This window comes from Flavobacterium collinsii (assembly GCF_946903285.1).
Classification (GTDB): Bacteria; Bacteroidota; Bacteroidia; order Flavobacteriales; family Flavobacteriaceae; genus Flavobacterium; species Flavobacterium collinsii.
In genome coordinates this window covers 1,102,395-1,122,981 of sequence record NZ_OX336425.1, presented here as the reverse complement: position 1 = coordinate 1,122,981, position 20,587 = coordinate 1,102,395, and the positions used below count along the sequence as shown (strand labels likewise).

General features: G+C 34.1%; 21 protein-coding genes. 1 reads left to right on the top strand and 20 read right to left on the bottom strand.

Going from position 1 to position 20,587, the window contains the following annotated elements; all coding sequences use genetic code 11:
* Positions 1–55: 55 nt before the first annotated feature.
* From OGZ34_RS05025 to rbfA, 3 genes are all read right to left on the bottom strand, one after another.
* Positions 56–1,483 carry an MATE family efflux transporter gene (locus OGZ34_RS05025; RefSeq protein ID WP_263362317.1) on the bottom strand — a complete coding sequence of 476 codons (1,428 nt, stop codon included), beginning with the start codon at positions 1,481–1,483 and terminating at the stop codon, positions 56–58.
* 169 nt (positions 1,484–1,652) lie between these two features.
* Positions 1,653–2,852, bottom strand: coding sequence for an ABC transporter permease (locus OGZ34_RS05020; RefSeq protein WP_173968113.1), 1,200 nt, complete (start codon positions 2,850–2,852; stop codon positions 1,653–1,655).
* A gap of 1 nt (position 2,853) precedes the next feature.
* Complete coding sequence (gene rbfA, locus OGZ34_RS05015; protein WP_173968114.1) at positions 2,854–3,246, bottom strand: 30S ribosome-binding factor RbfA; 393 nt, start codon at positions 3,244–3,246, stop codon at positions 2,854–2,856.
* Between the two features lie 230 nt (positions 3,247–3,476).
* Between rbfA and OGZ34_RS05010 the strand changes: the two genes are divergently transcribed.
* Positions 3,477–3,896 (top strand): CBS domain-containing protein, encoded by a 420-nt coding sequence (locus OGZ34_RS05010; protein ID WP_263362316.1) that lies wholly within the window; start codon positions 3,477–3,479, stop codon positions 3,894–3,896.
* Positions 3,897–4,030: 134 nt separating this feature from the next.
* Here OGZ34_RS05010 and OGZ34_RS05005 read toward each other — a convergent pair whose 3' ends face one another.
* The 17 genes from OGZ34_RS05005 to porW form a co-directional block, all read right to left on the bottom strand.
* Positions 4,031–5,284: a murein hydrolase activator EnvC family protein gene (locus OGZ34_RS05005; protein ID WP_173968116.1), complete on the bottom strand. Its 1,254-nt coding sequence runs from the start codon at positions 5,282–5,284 to the stop codon at positions 4,031–4,033.
* Between the two features lie 23 nt (positions 5,285–5,307).
* Positions 5,308–6,093: a DUF4292 domain-containing protein gene (locus OGZ34_RS05000; RefSeq protein WP_263362315.1), complete on the bottom strand. Its 786-nt coding sequence runs from the start codon at positions 6,091–6,093 to the stop codon at positions 5,308–5,310.
* A 139-nt stretch (positions 6,094–6,232) separates the two neighbouring features.
* Positions 6,233–7,585: a tetratricopeptide repeat protein gene (locus tag OGZ34_RS04995; protein ID WP_263362314.1), complete on the bottom strand. Its 1,353-nt coding sequence runs from the start codon at positions 7,583–7,585 to the stop codon at positions 6,233–6,235.
* A gap of 49 nt (positions 7,586–7,634) precedes the next feature.
* Entirely contained in the window at positions 7,635–8,651 is a 1,017-nt protein-coding gene (locus OGZ34_RS04990; protein WP_263362313.1) for a sugar phosphate nucleotidyltransferase, read from the bottom strand.
* An 83-nt stretch (positions 8,652–8,734) separates the two neighbouring features.
* A complete protein-coding gene (dut, locus tag OGZ34_RS04985) occupies positions 8,735–9,169 on the bottom strand; it encodes a dUTP diphosphatase (protein ID WP_173968120.1) in 435 nt (144 codons plus the stop codon).
* A 28-nt stretch (positions 9,170–9,197) separates the two neighbouring features.
* Positions 9,198–10,658 carry a lipopolysaccharide biosynthesis protein gene (locus OGZ34_RS04980; protein ID WP_173968121.1) on the bottom strand — a complete coding sequence of 487 codons (1,461 nt, stop codon included), beginning with the start codon at positions 10,656–10,658 and terminating at the stop codon, positions 9,198–9,200.
* A 94-nt stretch (positions 10,659–10,752) separates the two neighbouring features.
* Entirely contained in the window at positions 10,753–11,199 is a 447-nt protein-coding gene (locus tag OGZ34_RS04975; RefSeq protein WP_173968122.1) for a GNAT family N-acetyltransferase, read from the bottom strand.
* 476 nt (positions 11,200–11,675) lie between these two features.
* The gene (atpG, locus tag OGZ34_RS04970; protein ID WP_173968123.1) at positions 11,676–12,536 is read right to left on the bottom strand and encodes an ATP synthase F1 subunit gamma; all 861 of its coding nucleotides are present in this window, start codon (positions 12,534–12,536) and stop codon (positions 11,676–11,678) included.
* An 89-nt stretch (positions 12,537–12,625) separates the two neighbouring features.
* On the bottom strand, positions 12,626–14,203 hold the full coding sequence (gene atpA / locus OGZ34_RS04965) for a F0F1 ATP synthase subunit alpha (protein ID WP_053472983.1): 1,578 nt from the start codon (positions 14,201–14,203) through the stop codon (positions 12,626–12,628).
* A gap of 38 nt (positions 14,204–14,241) precedes the next feature.
* Entirely contained in the window at positions 14,242–14,775 is a 534-nt protein-coding gene (gene atpH, locus OGZ34_RS04960; protein WP_173968124.1) for an ATP synthase F1 subunit delta, read from the bottom strand.
* A gap of 4 nt (positions 14,776–14,779) precedes the next feature.
* Complete coding sequence (locus OGZ34_RS04955; RefSeq protein WP_026727280.1) at positions 14,780–15,280, bottom strand: F0F1 ATP synthase subunit B; 501 nt, start codon at positions 15,278–15,280, stop codon at positions 14,780–14,782.
* 89 nt (positions 15,281–15,369) lie between these two features.
* Entirely contained in the window at positions 15,370–15,567 is a 198-nt protein-coding gene (atpE, locus tag OGZ34_RS04950; RefSeq protein WP_008465835.1) for an ATP synthase F0 subunit C, read from the bottom strand.
* Between the two features lie 33 nt (positions 15,568–15,600).
* Positions 15,601–16,773 (bottom strand): F0F1 ATP synthase subunit A, encoded by a 1,173-nt coding sequence (atpB, locus tag OGZ34_RS04945; protein ID WP_173968125.1) that lies wholly within the window; start codon positions 16,771–16,773, stop codon positions 15,601–15,603.
* Between the two features lie 118 nt (positions 16,774–16,891).
* A complete protein-coding gene (locus OGZ34_RS04940) occupies positions 16,892–17,284 on the bottom strand; it encodes a hypothetical protein (protein ID WP_263362312.1) in 393 nt (130 codons plus the stop codon).
* 56 nt (positions 17,285–17,340) lie between these two features.
* Complete coding sequence (locus tag OGZ34_RS04935) at positions 17,341–17,568, bottom strand: AtpZ/AtpI family protein (RefSeq protein ID WP_173968126.1); 228 nt, start codon at positions 17,566–17,568, stop codon at positions 17,341–17,343.
* Complete coding sequence (locus OGZ34_RS04930; protein WP_173968127.1) at positions 17,516–17,944, bottom strand: bactofilin family protein; 429 nt, start codon at positions 17,942–17,944, stop codon at positions 17,516–17,518. The genes OGZ34_RS04935 and OGZ34_RS04930 overlap by 53 nt, the downstream gene beginning before the upstream one ends.
* Before the next feature lie 2 nt (positions 17,945–17,946).
* Complete coding sequence (gene porW / locus OGZ34_RS04925) at positions 17,947–20,559, bottom strand: type IX secretion system periplasmic lipoprotein PorW/SprE (protein ID WP_263362311.1); 2,613 nt, start codon at positions 20,557–20,559, stop codon at positions 17,947–17,949.
* Positions 20,560–20,587 lie beyond the last annotated feature (28 nt).

The window sequence follows — 20,587 nt, the reverse complement described above, 5'->3', positions numbered from 1 at the left end:
GTTAGTTATTGGTTACCGGTATTTTAACGTTTGTTTTTAAGAAATATTGTACAACCTATACCTGAATACGCTTCCATTTCCCTCTTTTATAAAAGAAAATTGCCGCTAGCGTAATGGCCGTTTCGGCAACCGGAATTGCGATAAAAACACCTTTTGGTCCCATACTAAAATGCTTAGCTAATACATAGGCTAAAGGAATCTGGAACAACCAAAACCCAAAGAAATTAATTCCTGTTGGTGTCCAGGTATCTCCTGCCCCATTAAAGGTATTGGTCAAAACCATCCCTATTCCGTAGAAGACAAATCCGATACTCATGATTTGCAATGCTTCGACCGCAACGCTTTTAACCAAATCATCATTCGTAAAAAACGAGATAATATACTCCCCAAAACACAATGTAACGATCATAATCGTTGCCATAAAAAGTACATTATATTTTGCTGTGGTAAATACTGATTTTTCCGCACGATCGACTCGTTTGGCTCCCAGATTTTGCCCCACCAAAGTTGCGGCGGCATTACTTAGTCCCCAGGCCGGAAGAATAAAAAACATCATTATTCTAAGAGCTGTCTGATAACCCGCCGATCCGTGATCGCCTCCCGTAGTAGCCACCAATTGCGCCAAAAAAATCCAACTGCAGGAAGCTATAACAAATTGTAATACTCCCGGAGCTGCAATTTTAACTAAAGCTTTTATTTGTGTGAAATCGGGAATTAAATAAGAACCTTTAATTTTTAAGACTCCATTTCCATAAAACAAATGATAAATTTGATACACAACTCCAAGACTTCTTCCTGTTGTTGTAGCAATTGCGGCACCAACTAAGCCAAACGCAGGAATTGCTGCAAAGCCATTAATTAGTATCGGGCATAAAATAATATTACAAATATTGGCAATCCAAAGACTTTTCATTGCGATAGCCGCATTTCCTGCACCACGAAAAATTCCATTAATTAAGAATAAAAAGGTAATACTTAAACTGGAACCAATCATAATTTGAGTGTACCTAAAACCATGTTCGGCTGCATCTGCAGATGCTCCCATTAGAAGAAGAATATCTTTTGCATAGATAATTCCGAAAATGCTCAGAAAAATACTCAGTACAAATGCAATAAATAACGCCTGCATACCTGCTTTTGCAGCGGCAACAGGATCTTTTTCCCCAATTCGCCTTGCCACAACAGCGGTTGCTGCCATACTTAACCCAATGTCAATAGAATATACAATTGTCAAAACCGACTCTGTTAATCCAACCGTTTGGATGGCAAAACTGCTATGCTCCAAATGTCCGACAAAATATAGGTCAACCAGCGCAAAAACAGATTCCATCATCATTTCCAAAACCATCGGAATAGCTAATAGAATGACTGCTTTTTTTATGCTTCCTGCTGTATAGTCAAAAGACTCATCTCCTGTGAGTGCTTGTTTTAAAGTAGTATAAATTTTAGAAAATAGATTTTTCTGTATAGTAGTTTCTGTCATGATATATTAAGATAAATGATAAAATTTGTCCAGATGTAGTAATCTGAACTCAAAAAATAAACGTAAGTATCCTAATTATTCCAAAAATAAAATAGGACTAGGCAGAAACAATCATATGCTGTAGATTTTTAAGACGATAAATATAAGTAATATTTTCCTTGTAGAAATACTAATCTAAAAGCTTTTTACTTACCCGGCTGCTCGCTATTAGAGAAGCTACAAAACCAAGTGATACAATGGTTCCCATTACAATGAGTACATTTTCTAAAGTAAAAACTACCGGATATGCCAAAGTTGGTGTCAGCATAATCAGATTGTATTCCTGTTGAAGCAAAACCAAAATAATTCCTAGAACCAGACCAATTACACCTCCAAAAACACTCAATAACGTTCCCTGAAGCAGGAATATTTTTCGTAAACTGTTGATTTCTGTTCCCAGATTATAAAGTGTTTTTAAGTTCGATTTCTTCTCTAAAATCATCATGATTAAAGCTCCAACTAAATTAAAAAGAGCCACAATGATCACCAGTGTAAAAATCAGGTAAACCACAATGTTTTCGGTATTGAGCATCTTGTACAAAGACTCGTTTAGCTGTGCTCTGTTTCTTATCGTTATTTTATTTTTGAATATCTTTTCAAGCTGAGATCTGATTGCGCTTTCATTGGCATTCTCTTTCAGATTGAATTCTATTCCGGAAACCTGATTTGATTTGTACATCAGTAATTCCTGAGCCAGACTTATATCAGCAAAAACATATTTTGAATCTAAATCTTCGCTAATTGAATAAATTGCAACCGGCAAAACGTCTGTTTTATTAAACGCTTCTTCCGGATTTTCAATAGCTCCTTTTCCCGGTTTAGGCGCAAATATTTGCAAAGGATTTTCGAAATCAAGAATTCCTAACGAAAAATCACGGGCAATTCCATAACCAATAACCACCTGATACGTATCTGGTTTCAACCATTCTCCATTAAAAAGTTTTTTCCTAATGTCGTTAACAACAACATAATTTTTGTCAACACCTTTTAGATAGGTTACCAGCTGTTTGTCTTTAAACAAAAACAAAACCCGCTCTTCGATTATCTTACTGTACGAAGCAATACCCTCAATGTTTTTAAGCTGAGCTTCCTGATCCGGTGTTATCAAAAATGATTTCCCATAGGTACTGCTCATTTTCAAATCAGGATCTATTTCGTTTGTAAACGAAAGGCTGAAAACTTTTAGTCCGCTAAAAACGGACAAAACCACAAACAAAGCCATCGTTCCAACAATAATTCCCATGCTGGCAATACGATTGATGATATTGATAGCATTGTTTTTACTTCTGCTAAAAATATAACGTTTGGCTATGTAAAGGGGGAAATTCAATTTATGATTTTCTTCTTTTTTCTAAAAGATCACGGTTTTCAATTGGGTTTTCTCTGTTTGATAACGCATTATCAATTTTTTCGATATAATCTAAAGAGTCATCAATAAAAAATACCAGATTCGGTACACGACGCAATTGCAAACGTACACGTTGTGATAAATCATGTTTGATTAAAGTTGAATTCGACTTTATGCCTTCTAAAGTTTCTTTGGCTTTGTCCTGAGGAAAAATGCTTAAATAAACGGTCGCCACAGATAAATCTGTAGTAACACTAACTTTGGATACTGAAATTACTAAATTAGTGATTCCGTTTTTTCGCACTTCACCTTGCAAAATATCAACCAAATCTTTTTGGATGACACCGCCTATTTTTTTCTGTCTGTTTGTTTCCATACTGCAAAAATACTATTTTTAAATTTCAATCGATGCAATTTCAAATGAACAATAGGATGATTTTTATATTCCGGTTCACTTTCTTTCAAAAACGGCTCTTCTTCTGAAGAAAATTCAACAAATATTCTCTGTCCTTCAATATTTCGAATCATTTTAAAACATGATAAAGGTCATTTGTTTTATCTGAATTATTTTACAATTTTAATAAAAATAATACAACACCTTATATTATGAAAAAGAGAGAACCGATCAGTCATATTATGACTAAAAGCGTCATTACTGCAAATGAAAATGACGGACTTAGAAAAATAGTTGAACTTATAAAACAACATACTGTACGCCATATTCCTATTTTGAGAGGCAAAGAAGTAATTGGTATTATAAGCCGCACGGATATTAACCGTTTAACTTTTGGAGCACTCTTCGAAGGACAGGAAGAAGCAGACGAAGCTATTTTAGACATGCTTACTATTCCTCAGATTATGACTTCAAAACCGAAAACAGTTTCATCAGATCTCTGTATTCGGGATTTGGCTCAAATTTTTGTTGTCGAAGAATTTCATGCATTGCCCGTTGTAGATAATGGCAAGCTTACGGGAATTGTAACTACAACAGATGTTATGAAATATTTACTTGAACAATACGATTAACTTCACATAAAAAATCCTTTTCACCATTGTACTTCTGGTGAAAAGGATTTTTTTTAAAGTCTGAATCAACTTTATTATTCTATAGTTTTCCGAACCTTTTAACGGTTACATTTAAAACCGGCAAGCGATTACTATTATCTGTTTTGCAGCCATCCTTCCGGATTATTATTGGATGTATTTTGAAGAATTAAGAACTTAATAATTGTTTTTCCGGTGTCTCCACTGGTTCTTACTTTTCCAATGCTTTGTTTTACATTTACTTTATCGCCTTTCTCTACAAAAACCTGACTAAGATTTTGATAAACCGTAAAGTAATCTCCATGCTGAATCATAACAGCTCTATTTATTGGAGATAAAACAATAACACTTGATACTACTCCCTCAAATACCGCACGGGCACTGGCTCCTTGTTCTGTCGTAATCTCAACCCCTGAATTGTGCACGGTCAATGACGGATAAAGAGGATGAGGCTGATCACCATATCCTAGTGAAATAAATCCTTTTTCTACCGGCCATGGCAATTTTCCTCTGTTGGCTTTAAAATCGGCTGCTAAAATTTTTCCTTCCGGAGTCAATGCAATTTTAGACGATGAAACTGGAGTTTTAGACGCTGTCGAACCCGGGTTTTCTTTTGCTCTTTCCAGGGCCGCTTTTCTGTTGGCTTCGGCAATTGCCTCACGAATCAAACGATCAATTTGTCTGTCAATTCTTTTAGCTTCCTGCTGTTTACTTCTGGTATCAGCAATAATTTTGTTTTTGTCCTTTTTAATCGAATTAACTAATTTTTGCTGCTCTTTCTTTTCTGTTTCTAAGCTTTGTTTTTCTTTTTCATTTTCAGCAATAATTTTCTTCTTTACAATGCGCTGACCATTCAGTCTCGCATTATAATCTTCCAGTTGTGCTGTTTTGGATTGAATTTCCAATCCCTGATTTTTTCTGAAATTGGTATATTGTTTTAAATATTGTGCTCTTTTATAAGCTTGTAGAAAACTCTCTGAAGATAAAATAAACATGGCTCTGCTTTGCTCCGATCGGCTTTTGTATGATTTAAGTATCATTTTAGAGTAGTCTGCTTTTAACACTTCAAGTTCTTTTTTGAGTTTATTAACCTTAACCTGATTAATATACATATCATTACTCAAAAGTTTTTCCTGCTTAGCCGTAGTATTAATCAGCTTCTCTTTCAATTTTATTTTATTCGCCTGAATTAAAAAAACATTTACTGCCGATTTTTCTTTTTTCTTTACCGACTGCAACATTTTTTCATTATCTCTAATTTCCTGTTGAATTTGAGCTTTACGCTGTTCCAGTTTTTCTTGTTGCGAATCTTGCGCCCACATAAAAGTAGTGGCACATATAAAAATTAGGCTTAGGAGAAATTTTGGCATGTTTATATTTTCTTTTTGCAAATTTACTTAATTATAACTTTCTTATAACCGCTTGGCACACTGTAAGGAAAAGAAAGTTCTTCGTTAAATGAAATCGTATTGTAATTCAAACTAATATTTGTTTTTCCTTTTGGCTGAATCGCACTGATTTCAACACTTGTTGGTAGTGTTCCCTGATTGAAAACTTTACTATCAGAATAAGAAATCTGTAACATTCTGTTTTCTTCAGGCTGTGAAATTTCTTCTTTTTGCAACAGGTATTTTTCAGCATCCAAATAGAATGTCTTTTTCAATTTAGAATCCTTTTCATCCTCTAAGCGAAAAAGGTTGTCTACAATGGTCTGTGCATATTTTCCTTTTCTCAAATCATCTAAGGCTTCACCAACCAATAAATTCTGAACTTTACTGTAATCCAATTCGGTTCCCAGCCATTTGCTTAAACTTGTAAAATCGCCTTCGTAATAGGTACTGTTTATTTTCTCATAATAGCTTACTGCTGTTGGGGTAATCAAAGCTTTTGCCATTGTAATCCCCAGAAAACGAACACTTACTAAAATTTGTTTGTCTTTTTCAATTTTAATCTCGGCCGTAACATTTTGACTTTGTTTATCGTCAACATATCGCGCTCCGGCTTTTATGTACAGCGTAGAAAAATCTAACTTATTGTTATAATGATTCTCTATTACTTTTTTTTCTTCTTTTGGAGTAACTTCTTTTACTTCGCTATTATTGTTCTGCACAGCGACTGCCTTTGATTTACAAGAAATCATAAAGACCGACAATAATGCTATTGCTATATATTTTTTCATTTACCGCCTTTTTTAATTTTGAATCTGGACAAATCAAAATCTGTTTAATTGTTTATAGTGTTGTTTCAGGTTGTCGAAAACTAAAAATCAAAATCTTAGCATATAAGTACATCCCCCTCTTTCCTCTATTTTCTTTCTTCTATTTTCTCTTTTTCAATAATTCATTTGCCTTCAAAAAGTATTCCTCTTTTTTCTTAGCATCTCCCAAACCATTGTAAGCCTCTCCTAACTGAATATTAAAATTTGCTTCGAGTGTTTTGTCCTCTACCACATAATCAAGCCCCATTTCTAAAACGGTTTTTGCATTTTTAAATTGCTTTAACTGATTATTTCCTAAACCAGCATAATAGTAAAATTGCGGCTGACTTGGATAAACCTCAATCATATTCATTGCCCGTTTGGTCATCGGCTCAAACTGTTTGGACTGCGCATATGCTTCAAGTAAAAGCAAATTGGTTTCACGATCTGTTTCTGAATTGGCTTTTAAATCCTTTACATAATATTTAATCGCATTTTCAAACTGACCTTTGCTGTGATAAAATTTTCCAATTTCTTTCGCCACATCAACATTCGAATCATTATCAAAATAAGAAATCGCTTTCTCTAATTCCGGCGCATATTGCGGGTTCTTGTTTGCGTAGATCAAAAACTCATTTAACGTACGGTGTTTTATTTTAGAATCAATTTTTGAACTTGCCAAAATTACATTCATAGCTTTAATAGCCTTGTCAGCCTGGTTCGCATCTAAGTAAACTTTAAACAAACTTACCTGCGCCCATTCTGACGTCGGAATTTCCTTAGCCAGCTGTTTCGCAACATTTAGCGCCTTATCTGTTTCTTCTGCTTTTGAATATAAAAAAATCAGATTTACATAATTTGATTCCTCTTTGGGATGCTGTTTTATCTGATCAATTAAATTATCAATTTCTGCATTTTGATATTTTCCCTGAGATAAAATTTGCATTTTATATCGGTCACGATCTTCTGATTTTCCAAACTTATCATTCATTTCGTTGATCGCCACCAATGCTTTATCAAATTGATTGGTGATCATATACAACGAGATCAGATCGTCTTTGTACTCTTCATCAAAAGCAATAATTCTCTGAATCGTTTCAATCGCTAAAGGATAATTTTTGGTTTCATAACTTACGTCATAGATTCCCAACCAATACCATTTATTTTTTGGATCCAGCTGAGTTGCTTTTTCAAATGAATCCTGTGCACTTCGATAATCTTTTAAAGACAGATAGTTTTTCCCGAGTTCAAAATAGGCGACCGCATCATTAGGTTTTAACTTAATACATTTCTGTAATGAGGTAATCGCTTTATCATAATTTTCGATTCCTTTTTGTTTTAATGATTCATAAAAAGCATCCTGATACTCGTCGGTTGCCATAGCAATATCTTCCGGTTCTGTCTGAGCCATAATCGAAATTGGATTGCCAAGCAAAACGAAAAATAAAATTGCGATAACTCCTTTTTGTATCATATTTAAAATTTATTTTTTAAACAAAAACGAATTTATTCTAACTCATACTCTATTCTAAAATCGAATAATCTCCGATACTTATACTAGTAAACTTGCCATCATAAACAACATGATTACCAATCATTGCATTGTCAAGATGCGCATTTTTTATTTGAGAGTAAGTTTGAATCAAACTGTTGCTGATTGAACTATCCACAACGTGGCAGCCTTTACCAATAGATACATTTGGACCAACTGTTGCATTTTTCAACACTACATTTTCACCAATGTAACACGGTGGAATAATGGTAGAATTTTCCAGTTTCACATCATAATCTACTAAATGTTCACCGTCATTATGTAAAAACCCTAACATTCTTGAATTTGTTTCAACGGTAACATCTTTATTTCCGCAATCCATCCATTCATCAACACTCCCGGTTTTAAAAACTTTACCGTTTGCCATCATTGCTTTGATTCCGTCATTGATTTGATATTCTCCACCATTTTGGATATTATTATCCAAAACTCCCTGAAGTTCATTTTTCAAATCACCTACTTCTTTAAAATAATAGATTCCAATCACCGCTAAATCACTAACGAATTCTTTTGGTTTTTCTACTAATTCTATAATTTCATTATTGGCATTTAACTTTACTACACCAAATGCTTCCGGCTGGTCTACTTGTTTTACCCAAATAACCGCATCGGCAGCAGGATCTAATTCAAAGTCAGCTCTGATCAAAGTATCTGCGTAAGCAATTACTGCCGGGCCTGATAATGATTCTTTGGCACACATAATCGCGTGTCCTGTTCCTAAAGGTAAATCCTGACGGTATATCGAAGCTTTAGCTCCTAAACTTCCTGCCAGTTCTTCTAAACTAGCTACAAGATCATCTCCAAAAAAAGCAGCGTCTCCTAAAATAAAAGCTACCTCTTCGATAGGTTCTTTTAATATTTTAGCAATGTCTTCCACCAATCGATGTACGATCGATTTACCTGCAACAGGAATTAATGGTTTTGGAACTGTTAAAGTATGTGGTCTAAGTCTGGATCCACGACCCGCCATTGGAACGATTATTTTCATTTTTTTATTGAAAGATTAAAAAATTGAAAAAATTAAAAGATTTGCTGTTTTTTTAATTTTTCAATTATTAAATTATTAAATTTCTATTTTACTCCTGTACTACCAAATCCGCCTTCACCTCTTGACGTTTCTGAAAGCTCTTCAACTTCAATCCACTCTGCTCTTTCGTGTTTTGCAATTATAAGTTGTGCTATACGTTCTCCGTTTTCAATTACAAATTCTTCATTTGATAAATTTACTAAAATTACGCCTATTTCACCTCTATAATCTGCATCAACGGTTCCGGGCGAGTTTAAAACTGTTACGCCTTTTTTCGCAGCCAATCCACTTCTTGGTCGTACTTGTGCTTCATAACCAATAGGAAGCTCAATAAAAAGTCCGGTTTTTACAATAGTTCTTTCTAAAGGTTTTAACGTAATAACTTCCGTTAAATTGGCACGCAAATCCATTCCAGCCGAGGCAATAGTTTCGTAGTTGGGTAAAGCGTGCTGTGATTTATTGATAATTTGTATTTTCATTTTTATTATAAAAGGTTAAAAAGTATTATTACTTTTTATTCATCATTCCTTTGATTGTTTGTTTTTCGTTGTGATAAACAAAATAGACAAAGCCTAGAAATAAAGGGATTCCAACAAAATAATTCTCTCTAAATCCATAAAAAGAAATAGCCGAAAATACAATTGAAATTCCCAAATAAGCTCCAATTTTGTTCATATCATAAGGTATCGGATAGTATCTGTTTCCTAAAATATAAGAAATCAGCATCATACTTCCATAAGCAGAGATAGTAGCAATTGCAGAACCGTAATAACTGTATTTTGGAATTAAAATATAATTTAAAACCAGAGTTACAATCGCACCTACAATAGAGATATAAGCTCCTATTTGCGTTTTGTCTGTTAGTTTATACCAAACCGAGAGGTTGTTGTAAATTCCCAAAAAGAAATTCGCCAGAATGATTAGCGGCACTACTTTCATTGCCTCCCAATAGGATTTATTATCCAGCAATAAATATTTTAAAACATCGGCAAAAACAATAACACCCAATAAAATCAACGAACCCAGAATCACAAAATATTTAGTAATTACGGCATACGTCTGAGGCGCATTTTCGTTTTTTGCGTGACTGAAAAAGAAAGGCTCGATACCTAATCTAAACGCCGTAGCAAATAAAACCATGAACAATCCAAGTTTATAACAAGCGGAATAAGCTCCTACCTCAGATTTTGCAAGATTCTCAGGCAATAAATAGCCCAATAAAATTTTATCAAAATGCTCGTTAACCGCAAATGCAAGTCCCGCAACTAAAATCGGTAAACCGTATTTCATCATTTTTTTCCAAAGTATCGGATCAAATTTTCTTCCAAGAGAAAGGTAGTTAGGGGAAAGCACAATAAAAGTGGCTAAACTCGCTAGCAGATTTGCAATAAATATATAGGCAATCTGGAAGTTCTCAACATACAAATTATCCCAAACAGAATTAGGGTTTGATGCTGCCAGTTTAGGGAGATACATCAGAAAAAACAAGTTCAGTAATAAGTTAATTACAACATTACCGATTTTAATGGCCGCATAAACCATAGGTCGCTGATTGGCTCTTAATTTAGAAAAAGGTATTAAAACCAAAGCATCTAAAACCAGGATCCATACAGTGTAAGTGATATACTGCACATCTACTTCGGCCAGAGTTGCCAGTGTGTTTCTAAAAATTAAGGCTGCAAATAAGAAAATTATGGACGACCAGAATATCGAAATCGTAGACGTTGCTATTACATTTTTCTTATCCTCTTCGGCACTATAAAATCTAAAAAATGCTGTTTCCATTCCGTAGGAAAGCACCACATTAAAGAAAACCATCCAAGACAAAACAATGGATACCTCACCGTATTCTGCAGTTGGTAAAATACCTGTATATAATCGCACTAATAGAAAACTTAGCATTCTCGGCAAAACCGTTGCCAGTCCGTAAATAGCAGTTTGTTTGAATAGATTTTTATATAATCCCAAAATATGTCTGTAATAAAATTTATAAAACAAAAATAACCAATTCTTTGGTTTATTATTGATTTTGTAGGTTCAATAAAAAAACTTGCCGGTAATTTTATTGAGTTAATTTTTTTTCGTCTAAAATTTTAACAAAGTGAAAACCTCTTGGTCCATATCCCTGATTATAATAGAAACGATGTGCTGCAAAATTTCCAGTAAAAGCATCCAAAACGATGCTACTACAATCTAAATCTAAAGCTTTTTGTTCGATGTAATCCGTCAACAATTTGCCAATACCTTTTGACCTAACCTCGGGATTTACGACAAAATTGTCTATTTCAAGATATTTTCCTGTCCATAGTTTCGTAGCCGACCAGCAACCGGTAATTCCTAAACAAACTCCATCTTCAAAAACACCTATTTGGATGTAGTTATGTGGAACCATTTCTGAAAGATATGCCGTGTACTTTTCGAGGGTAAGCTTAGGATAAAGAAATCGCATGGTTTCAATTTGTCCCAGCATTTCTTCGACTGTAGTGAGTTCTTGTATTTGTAGTTTCATTGTTTAAAAAAATAGATTTCAAAAATACTCAATTTTTTTCATAGCTCCTCACAAAATTGAACCACAACTGCACCTGTAAAATGTATAAAAAAGTTTGAAAATTCTATAAATTTCCAGAACCTCTTCTGTCTTAACTTTGTATCAAAGGGAATGAAAAAGCTAAAAAACACTCCTCAAAAAAGAAAAGCATTAGGACTAATAAAGCTAGTTTGTTCCTATAAAAGACAAAGCACAGGGATTGATTCTGCTGAAATGTAACCCTTAAAAAAACAGAGCATCGGGACTAATAAAGCTAGTTTGTTCCCATAAAAGACAAAGCTATTGGTGATTTTATAAAATGGTATTGATTCTCTGTTTTTGACTAAATTGAGAATCACCATTTTATAACTAAGGTCTAAAAAAATAACAATCCTATATATAAAAAGAGCCGACATTGATATGTCGGCTCTTTTGCTTTTTCTTATAATGAAATTTTCTTATCCGTTCAAAGCTTCCGCTCCACCAACGATTTCTAAGATTTCGTTTGTAATAGAAGCCTGACGTGCTTTATTGTAAGTTAATTTCAATTGGTTTCTTAACTCAGTTGCGTTGTCAGTTGCTTTGTGCATTGCTGTCATACGTGCTCCGTGTTCTGAAGCAAATGAATCGCGAATTCCTTTATATAGTTGTGTCTTTAATGATTTTGGAATCAAAGTCAACACAATTTCTTCTTTTGAAGGTTCGAAAATATAATCTCCTGTAGAAACTGCTGCATCAGATTTAATTGGAGCTAACGGTAAAAACTGTTCTGTTTGAACAATTTGTGTCGCAGCATTTTTAAACTGATTGTAAATTAATTCGATTCTGTCGTATTCTCCAGACAAGAATTTCTCTGTTAAATTATCAGCAATTCCGGCAACATTTTCAAAAGTTAAATGATCAAAAATTGCATTATGATGACCGTGTACTTTATGCGTTTTGCTTAAAACATCATTTCCTTTTTTACCAATAGCAAAAACGTCAACTTGTTTTCCTGCGTAAAATTCGGTACGATTCTTAACCTCTTTAATTACGTTAGAATTGAATGCCCCACATAAACCTCTGTTTGAAGTTATAGCTACAAGCAATACTTTTTTTACTTCACGTTGTGTAGTGTAATCACCTCCAACTTCACCATCAAGTGTAGCCGAAAGATTTTGCAATAACTCCGTTAATTTCTCGGCATAAGGGCGCATCGCAGTGATTGCATCTTGTGCTTTCTTAAGCTTTGCAGCAGAAACCATTTTCATAGCCGATGTGATCTGCATCGTCGATGAAACGGAAGTAATTCTATTACGGATTTCCTTTAAATTTGCCATCTATTAATTAGAAAATGTGACAATTTGCAAATTAGATAATTAGAAAAATGCGATACATTCTCTAATTATCTAATCTACTAATTATCTAATTAGTTATATTTTGCTGAAATTTCTTTTGCTGCTTTTTCGATAACATCAGTAATGTTGTCATCTAACTTACCAGCTTTTAACGCGTTAAGCGTATCTTTATGTTTGCTGTTTAAGTAAGCTAAGAAATCAGCTTCAAATTCTTTTACTTTATTTACAGGTACGTTTCTTAATAAGTTTTTAGAACCTGCATAGATAATAGCTACTTGATTTTCAACTGTATAAGGATCATTCAAACCTTGTTTCAAGATCTCAACGTTTCTTTTACCTTTTTCAATTACGTTTAATGTAACTGAATCTAAGTCAGAACCAAATTTAGCGAAAGCTTCCAATTCACGGAATTGAGCCTGATCTAATTTTAAAGTTCCGGAAACTTTTTTCATTGATTTAATCTGAGCGTTACCTCCAACACGAGATACAGAGATACCTACGTTGATCGCAGGACGAACTCCAGAGTTGAACAAATCTCCATCAAGGAAAATCTGACCATCTGTAATCGAAATTACGTTTGTTGGGATATATGCAGAAACGTCACCAGCCTGAGTTTCGATAATTGGTAATGCAGTTAATGAACCACCACCTTTTACGATAGACTTGATAGAATCTGGCAAATCATTCATGTTTTTAGCAATTCCATCATCAGCAATTACTTTACAAGCACGCTCTAATAAACGAGAGTGTAAGTAGAAAACGTCTCCAGGGTAAGCCTCACGTCCCGGTGGTCTTCTTAATAAAAGAGAAACCTCACGGTAAGCAACAGCTTGTTTAGATAAATCGTCATAAACAATTAAAGCCGGACGACCTGAATCTCTAAAATACTCTCCGATTGCAGCACCTGCGAAAGGAGCATAAACTTGCATTGGAGCTGGATCAGAAGCATTAGCTGCAACAATAACTGTATAAGCCATTGCACCTTTTTCTTCTAACATTTTAGCAATTCCTGCTACAGTTGAAGCTTTTTGCCCAATTGCAACATATATACAGAATACAGGTTTTCCTGCATCGTAAAATTCTTTTTGATTTAAGATTGTATCGATACAAACAGTTGATTTACCTGTTTGACGGTCACCAATTACAAGCTCACGTTGTCCACGACCAACCGGGATCATAGCGTCAACTGCTTTTACTCCTGTTTGTAATGGCTCAGTTACCGGCTGACGGAAGATAACACCAGGTGCTTTTCTTTCTAAAGGCATTTCATATAAGTCTCCACCAATTGGTCCTTTTCCATCAATTGGAAAACCAAGAGTGTTTACTACACGTCCTACCATTTGCTCACCTACTTTAAGAGAAGCAATACGTTGCGTTCTTTTTGCTGTTGATCCTTCTTTGATTCCAGTTGATGGTCCTAAAAGTACCACACCAACATTGTCTTCTTCAAGGTTCAATACAATAGCTTCAAGTCCGTTGTCAAATTCAACTAACTCACCATATTGTACATTCGATAGCCCGTAAATACGAGCAATACCGTCTCCAACTTGAAGTACTGTTCCTACTTCCTCTAGCGTAGCACCAGATTCAAAACCTTCTACTTGCTTTCTTAATATTGCTGAAATTTCAGCAGGTTTGATTTCCGCCATCTTAATTTATAATTTAGACACTTTTATGTGTAATAAAACTAATTACTTAACTCTCTTTTTAATACCTGCAATCTGTTTGCGACAGAAGCATTGTATTGTTGATCACCTATTCTTAAAATAAATCCTCCAATAATAGATGGATCTACTGTATTTTCAATTGTTATCTTTTTATCTGATAAAGTAGCCACTTTTGCCAAAACTTTAGCTTCTAAAGCTGCGTCCATTGGAATTGCTGTTGTAACTTTTGCTACTTCAACACCGTTACCTTCGTCAAATATTTTTTTGTATTCTAAAGCAATAGCTTCCAGAATTTCAAATCTTTTATTTTCAAACAATAAATGAAATAACCCTTTAGTTACACCATTTACATCTGCAAAAACTTCTAAAAGAGCACTTTCTTTAACTTCAACTTTTGTAGTTGGGTTTTGAATAAAGGTACTCAGTTCTAAATTACTCTCAATTGCTGTTGCAATTGACTTCATATCGTTATTGACAGCTTCGGCAACACCTTTAGAGTTTGCTAAGTCCAGAATTGCTTTTGCATAACGAATTGCTGCTCTTGTACTTGCCATAATCTTAGTTTAGCTTTACGTCACCTAACATTTTCTCTACTAATTTAGTTTGAGATTCTTTGTTAGATAATTCTTCTTTCAATAATTTCTCAGCGATGCTTAATGATAAAGTTGAAACTTGTGATTTCAATTCAGCCATAGCAGCATTCTTTTCACTTTCGATAGCAGCTTTAGCTTGCTCAATCATTTTTTGACCAGCTTCTTGTGCTTCGTTTTTAGAATCAGCAATCATTTTCTCTTTCATTTCACGAGCTTCTTTTAGCATCGCGTCACGCTCTGCACGAGCTTCATTCAAAATTCTTTGATTGTCAGCTTGTAAGTTTTCCATTTCTCTTTTTGCATTTTCTGCAGAAAGTAATGCATTTTTAATACCTTCTTCTCTTGCTGTGATAGATTCCATAATTGGTTTCCAGGCAAACTTTACTAAAAGTAAAATTAAAACCAACAAGATTAGAGCTTGCCAAAAGAATAAACCGAATGAAAAATCGTTAATTAACTTATCCATTTTATAACTATATTAAATATTTAATTTCTTTTTTTAAAAGTAACAACACCTTTAACCAACCGTTAAAGATGTTGTTAGTTCTTTCTTTATTATTTTCCTAAGATTAAAGCAGCAAATGCTAAACCTTCTAATAAAGCCGCGATAATAATCATCGCAGTTTGAATTTTACCAGCAGCTTCTGGCTGACGAGCAATAGCGTCCATAGCAGATCCACCGATTTTACCTAGACCTAAACCAGCACCGATTACTACTAAACCTGCACCTACTAAAGTTGGAATTGTTCCCATAAGTATTTATATATATAAAATTAAACTTCTAAATTAAATAATAACATTGTCATCGTGACCGTGATCATGATCATGGTCAGCAACTGCCATACCAATAAACAATGATGATAACATTGTGAAAATGAACGCCTGCAAAAATGCAACTAAAACTTCGATTACCGAAATAAATAATGTAAGTCCTAAAGAGATTGGCAAATCTGCAGCTAAATTTTTACCTACGAAAATCATCGCAATCAAACTCATAATTACTACGTGACCTGCCGTAATATTTGCATACAAACGAATTAATAATGCAAATGGTTTTGTCAATGTTCCTAAGATTTCAATTGGAGCTAAAATAATTTTCATTGGAACAGGAACTCCAGGCATCCAGAAAATGTGTCCCCAATAATCTTTGTTTGCACTAAACTGAGTAATGATAAAAGTAAACGCAGCTAAACAAACTGTGATTGCAATATTTCCTGTAACGTTAATTCCAAGTGGAGTCATACCTAATAAGTTTAACAACCACACAAAGAAAAATACAGTTAACAGGTAACCCATAAATTTTCTGTATTTTTTCTCTCCAATATTTGGAACTGCGATCTCATCTCTGATGAAAATAATAAGCGGTTCTAATACTCTTCCGAATCCAGTTGGGATTGGTCCTTTTTTGTATGATTTTGCTAATCCGGTAAACATTAAAAATAATAGTACCGAAACAAAAAGCATTGACACTACATTTTTAGTAATAGAAAAATCTAATGGCTTTTCGTTTTCCGGATGTCCGTGATGATCTAAAGTAATCGTTCCGGCAGCATCTGTTTTGTAAATTTTACCGTGAACCAGTTTGTAAAAATTTCCGTCAACTTCAGCAACTGCTTCACCATGGTGTAATTTTGAAGAAGAGAAAATTTTCAAACCTCCGTCAAAAAGAATTACAGGTAATGGAAAACCGTATTGTTTATTTTCTTTTTCATCTGAGAAGAAAACAAAATCGTGAGAATCTTGTAAGTGATGATCAATAAAAGCATCCACTTTTGCTTTCGGATCAAGAGCTGCATGCTCACCTTCCAAAGGTGCGTTATGTGAAATTACTTTTTCTTCATGAGCTGCCTCAGTATGTACATGCGTTGAGTCATTCTCTGAATTTGCAAAACTCATTACTGGAGAACAAGCTACTAAAGCTGCAAGAATAAATTTGAGCGGTTTGTTTGAAATCACCATATCTGTTAAAAATCTTATTTTTTACGTTTCTAAAATTTGGTGCAAAGGTACATTTTTTATTAATATTCAAAAGGATATGAAAAATTATTTTTGAACCTTGTTTTACAGAATCCCTATTTTAACGCTTTTCATTTAATAATCGGACAGTTAAAAGCGTCTCAAATAACAAAAATAAAATAAATGTTATAAAAAAGTTGATTTTTTCAACCATAACCTCTCCGCTTTTATTTTCTAAAATAGGTCTTAAAATTAGATATCCTACTAACATCTGTGTAAAGGTTCCGAACAGGAAAGCCATACCAATAACTTCAAAGTTCTTTTTCTTTACTATTAATAATATAAGGTATAAAAGCGCAGATAGCCCGAAAAAAATCAAATACAAAAATTCTATACTGTAATAAAAATTTTGGGCATTAATGTCTAAAAATAAAAATAATGCTTTGTGCACTACACAAGCGACCAATGCAAAGAAGAATAAATATAAAATGGGTTTGTAGCTTTTTACTAACATTTGAAATAATTTTCTGCAAAGATGCACTATTTATTTAAAGCTGCTAAATAGATCAATTACTTTGTTTTATTGATTTCATTAACCTGGCGAATAACATTATATAGTGCTAATCCAACCCCAATCATTACAAAAATGGTGTTGTAAGACAGTTTTTGGCTCGGATGATTTTCATCTAGCCATGTACCAAAATAGGAAAATAAAAAAATTATAATTCCCATTTGAACGGGAATGTTAATAAGTGGAAGCCACTTGTTCCTTTTGTTTTTGTTCGGTTCCTTTTCCATCTTTTAGGGTTACTTCTTTAGTATGAGTTAACATGGTACAGGTAGCGGTAAAATTCGCGCCTGGTTCTATAGACAGTTTTCCGATGGCAACTTCTCCATGAATCTGTGCCGTTGCTTTTATATTAAGGACTTCTAAAACTTTAATTTTCCCCTGAAATACGCCTTCAATATCGGCATTATTACAAACAATTTCGCCTTTTACAATACCGGAGGCTCCTATAACCAGTTTGCCTTGCGAAGTAAAATTTCCTATCAATTCACCATCTAGTCTAAAATCGTCTTTAGAAACGATATCTCCAACAATAGAGGTTCCTTCAACTATTCGGTTTGTTTTTCCTAAAAGTTCTGTTCCGTTTTTTTTTACTTTGTCAAACATGATTATGGGGTTTTTGGGGCTAAGTAGGTTTCGAGATTCTTTTTAATTTGAATCAATTTGTAATTATCACTTGAGATAATAATTGCCGGATTTGATATTTTATACTTTTTATCATCTCTAAAAACTCCTGAAATATCTTTGGCGTAAGCCTCTGATTTTAAACCATGAATAACCACAAAACTTTCGGTTCTGTTGTACTTATCAAAAGAAGTTGTTAACCTCTCATAGTTTTCAACTAACAAAAATACTCTAATTGCTTCTTCAATCTTTTTACGAGTTTTAGAATCGTTGTTAGGAACTACATATAAAATTTTCCAGTTTTTACTATCTACTGAAGTAAAATCCATTTTTTCTAAGCCCGGTATTTGCTTTTCTAAGATCTCACGCGCATTTTTACCTTCATCACTGTTCGGATAGTTATCGGCAACAGATTCTAAGCCTTTTTTATAAGCAGCCAAACCGTTTACTTTACCTAAAGTATTGGCTTTTAACAATTCATACTTAGAAACAATTTCATCCCCCGAATATTGATTAATCAGGTTGTCAATGTTATCCAGAACGGTATCAAACTGTTCTTCCTCATACAATTTGTACCATTTTTGGTATTCTTTATCCGGTGAGGACAAATCTCCTGCATTAGTATTATTTAAGATTTGTGCATATCTCGAACTTGGGTAGTTGGTTATGATATCCGATTTTATTCTTTCTGCGCGTGCAGGATTGGTAATTTGATATATTTTATACAAATTATACATTGCCGGTAAAACCAGTTTTTCTTCCGGTTTGTTTTTTAGCAATTGTTCCAGTTTATCACTTGCCAGATTATATTCCTTAAATTTCTCTTTGTAGATCAGTCCTAATTGATAGTATGCAAAATTACGCTCTACGCCAATACTATCAATTGCAGCCTGTGTTTGAGGAAGTTGTTTTTCGTAAAAATCAGTAGTATACTTTTCAATAACAATGGTGTCTTTCAGTTTGTTTGCATCATTATTATTTAAAGTATCATTTAAGGCTGCAGTATTGGCTGATTTCACAGCTGACAGTCTCCAGTTTCCATCTAAGACTCTGTTACCCCATACTTTCTTGAATTGCAATTTTCCGTAAGCCACTGTCGTAGGATTGTAAAAATAAAAAGTACTTGTACTTGCCGTTTCGTTTCCTGATGGCGGATTAAACGCCCCTATTCCAGGATTGGTCCCTCCTACTGCTTGTGGATTTACAGCGGTTGGTCCTCCATCAGCCTTAGTGTTGCGATCAATATTGGCTAATTTTTCCTTTTCTTTTTCTTCTAAGATTCGTTTCGCCTCATCTTTTTCTTTAAGTGCTGCGATATAATCGTTAAAATAACTTTTTCTGTTGGCCGGAGACAAACCATACACTTTAATGATACTGTCGTTGCGTTTTGCAATCGCTTCGTATTTAATTACGTTGTCCAGATTTTTTCTGTTTTTTTGAATAAAAGCAAATTCTCTGGTTTTAGGATCTAATTTTACTAATGTACTGTCGTAGTATTTGGCCGCCACCGTATAATTGGTGTTCTTAAAATACATATTCCCAATATTCCTATAGGTCGAAGCAACCAAATAAGGGTCTTTTGATTTTCTTCCCAGTGACTTATTATAGAAAAATAAGGCATCCTGCTGTTCATCATTTTTATCAAAAAAGACTCCCATTTCATAAAACAACACATCCAAATAAGGTCTGTTTTCACGATCTGCCAGTAATTTATTGTACATTTCTATAAACAAATCCTGATCTCCGTTTTTATAATCAAACATTTGGGCCTTTTTTGCATAGGCATGCATCATGTATTTTCGATCGGCTTTTCGATTCATATCGATCACACCGTCATAATAATAAAAGGCACTGTCCCTTATTCCGGCTTCCTGATACATCTGCCCTAAGATAAAACGGTACCGTGCGCGGTCTTCATTTATCTTGGTAAATTTTTCCGCAATTTTAAGTTTGGTAACCGCACTGTCTTTTTCTTCCAAATGTAAATACGCCTCTGCCAATAACGCATTTGCATCCGAAAAAGTCTGTTTGTTCAGATCTGTATTTTTTAATAACAAGTTGATGTTTTTTACCACAATAGCATCATTGCCTAAGCGCATATTGGTTTTCTCACGCCAAATTTTTGCCGTGTAGATATTACTGCTGTTAGGGTATTTGTACAAAATATAGTTGAATGCCTCCAAAGCCGGAATAAATCGTTGATCGTAATATCTGGCTTTTCCAAGCATCAGATAGGCTTCGTCAATTTGTGAATTTCGCTCTCTTCCTCCAATATTCATAGAGTGCTTCTGAATGGCTTTTGTTGCCTTGGTCTCGGCTTTTTCAAAATCTGCATTCTTCGCTTTTTCTCCTTCCGAAAAATTCTCATCGATCTGCATTTTTTCGATCGGAAGCATTTTCCAGAAATTATCCTGATTGTTGGCCTGAATAGCCTTTAATCCCTTGTCAAGACCTATTCCACCATTATACAAAATGTTGTACTTTGTACTAAGCGCATGGGAATTTCTGGCCAAAAAAGTATTTTTCTTGGTAGAACAGGCTATCAAAAAGAATAAAAAAACGATAAAAAAACTATATTTAAGAGTATTCTTTTTCAATAGAAAAGAGTTTATATCAATTAACTTC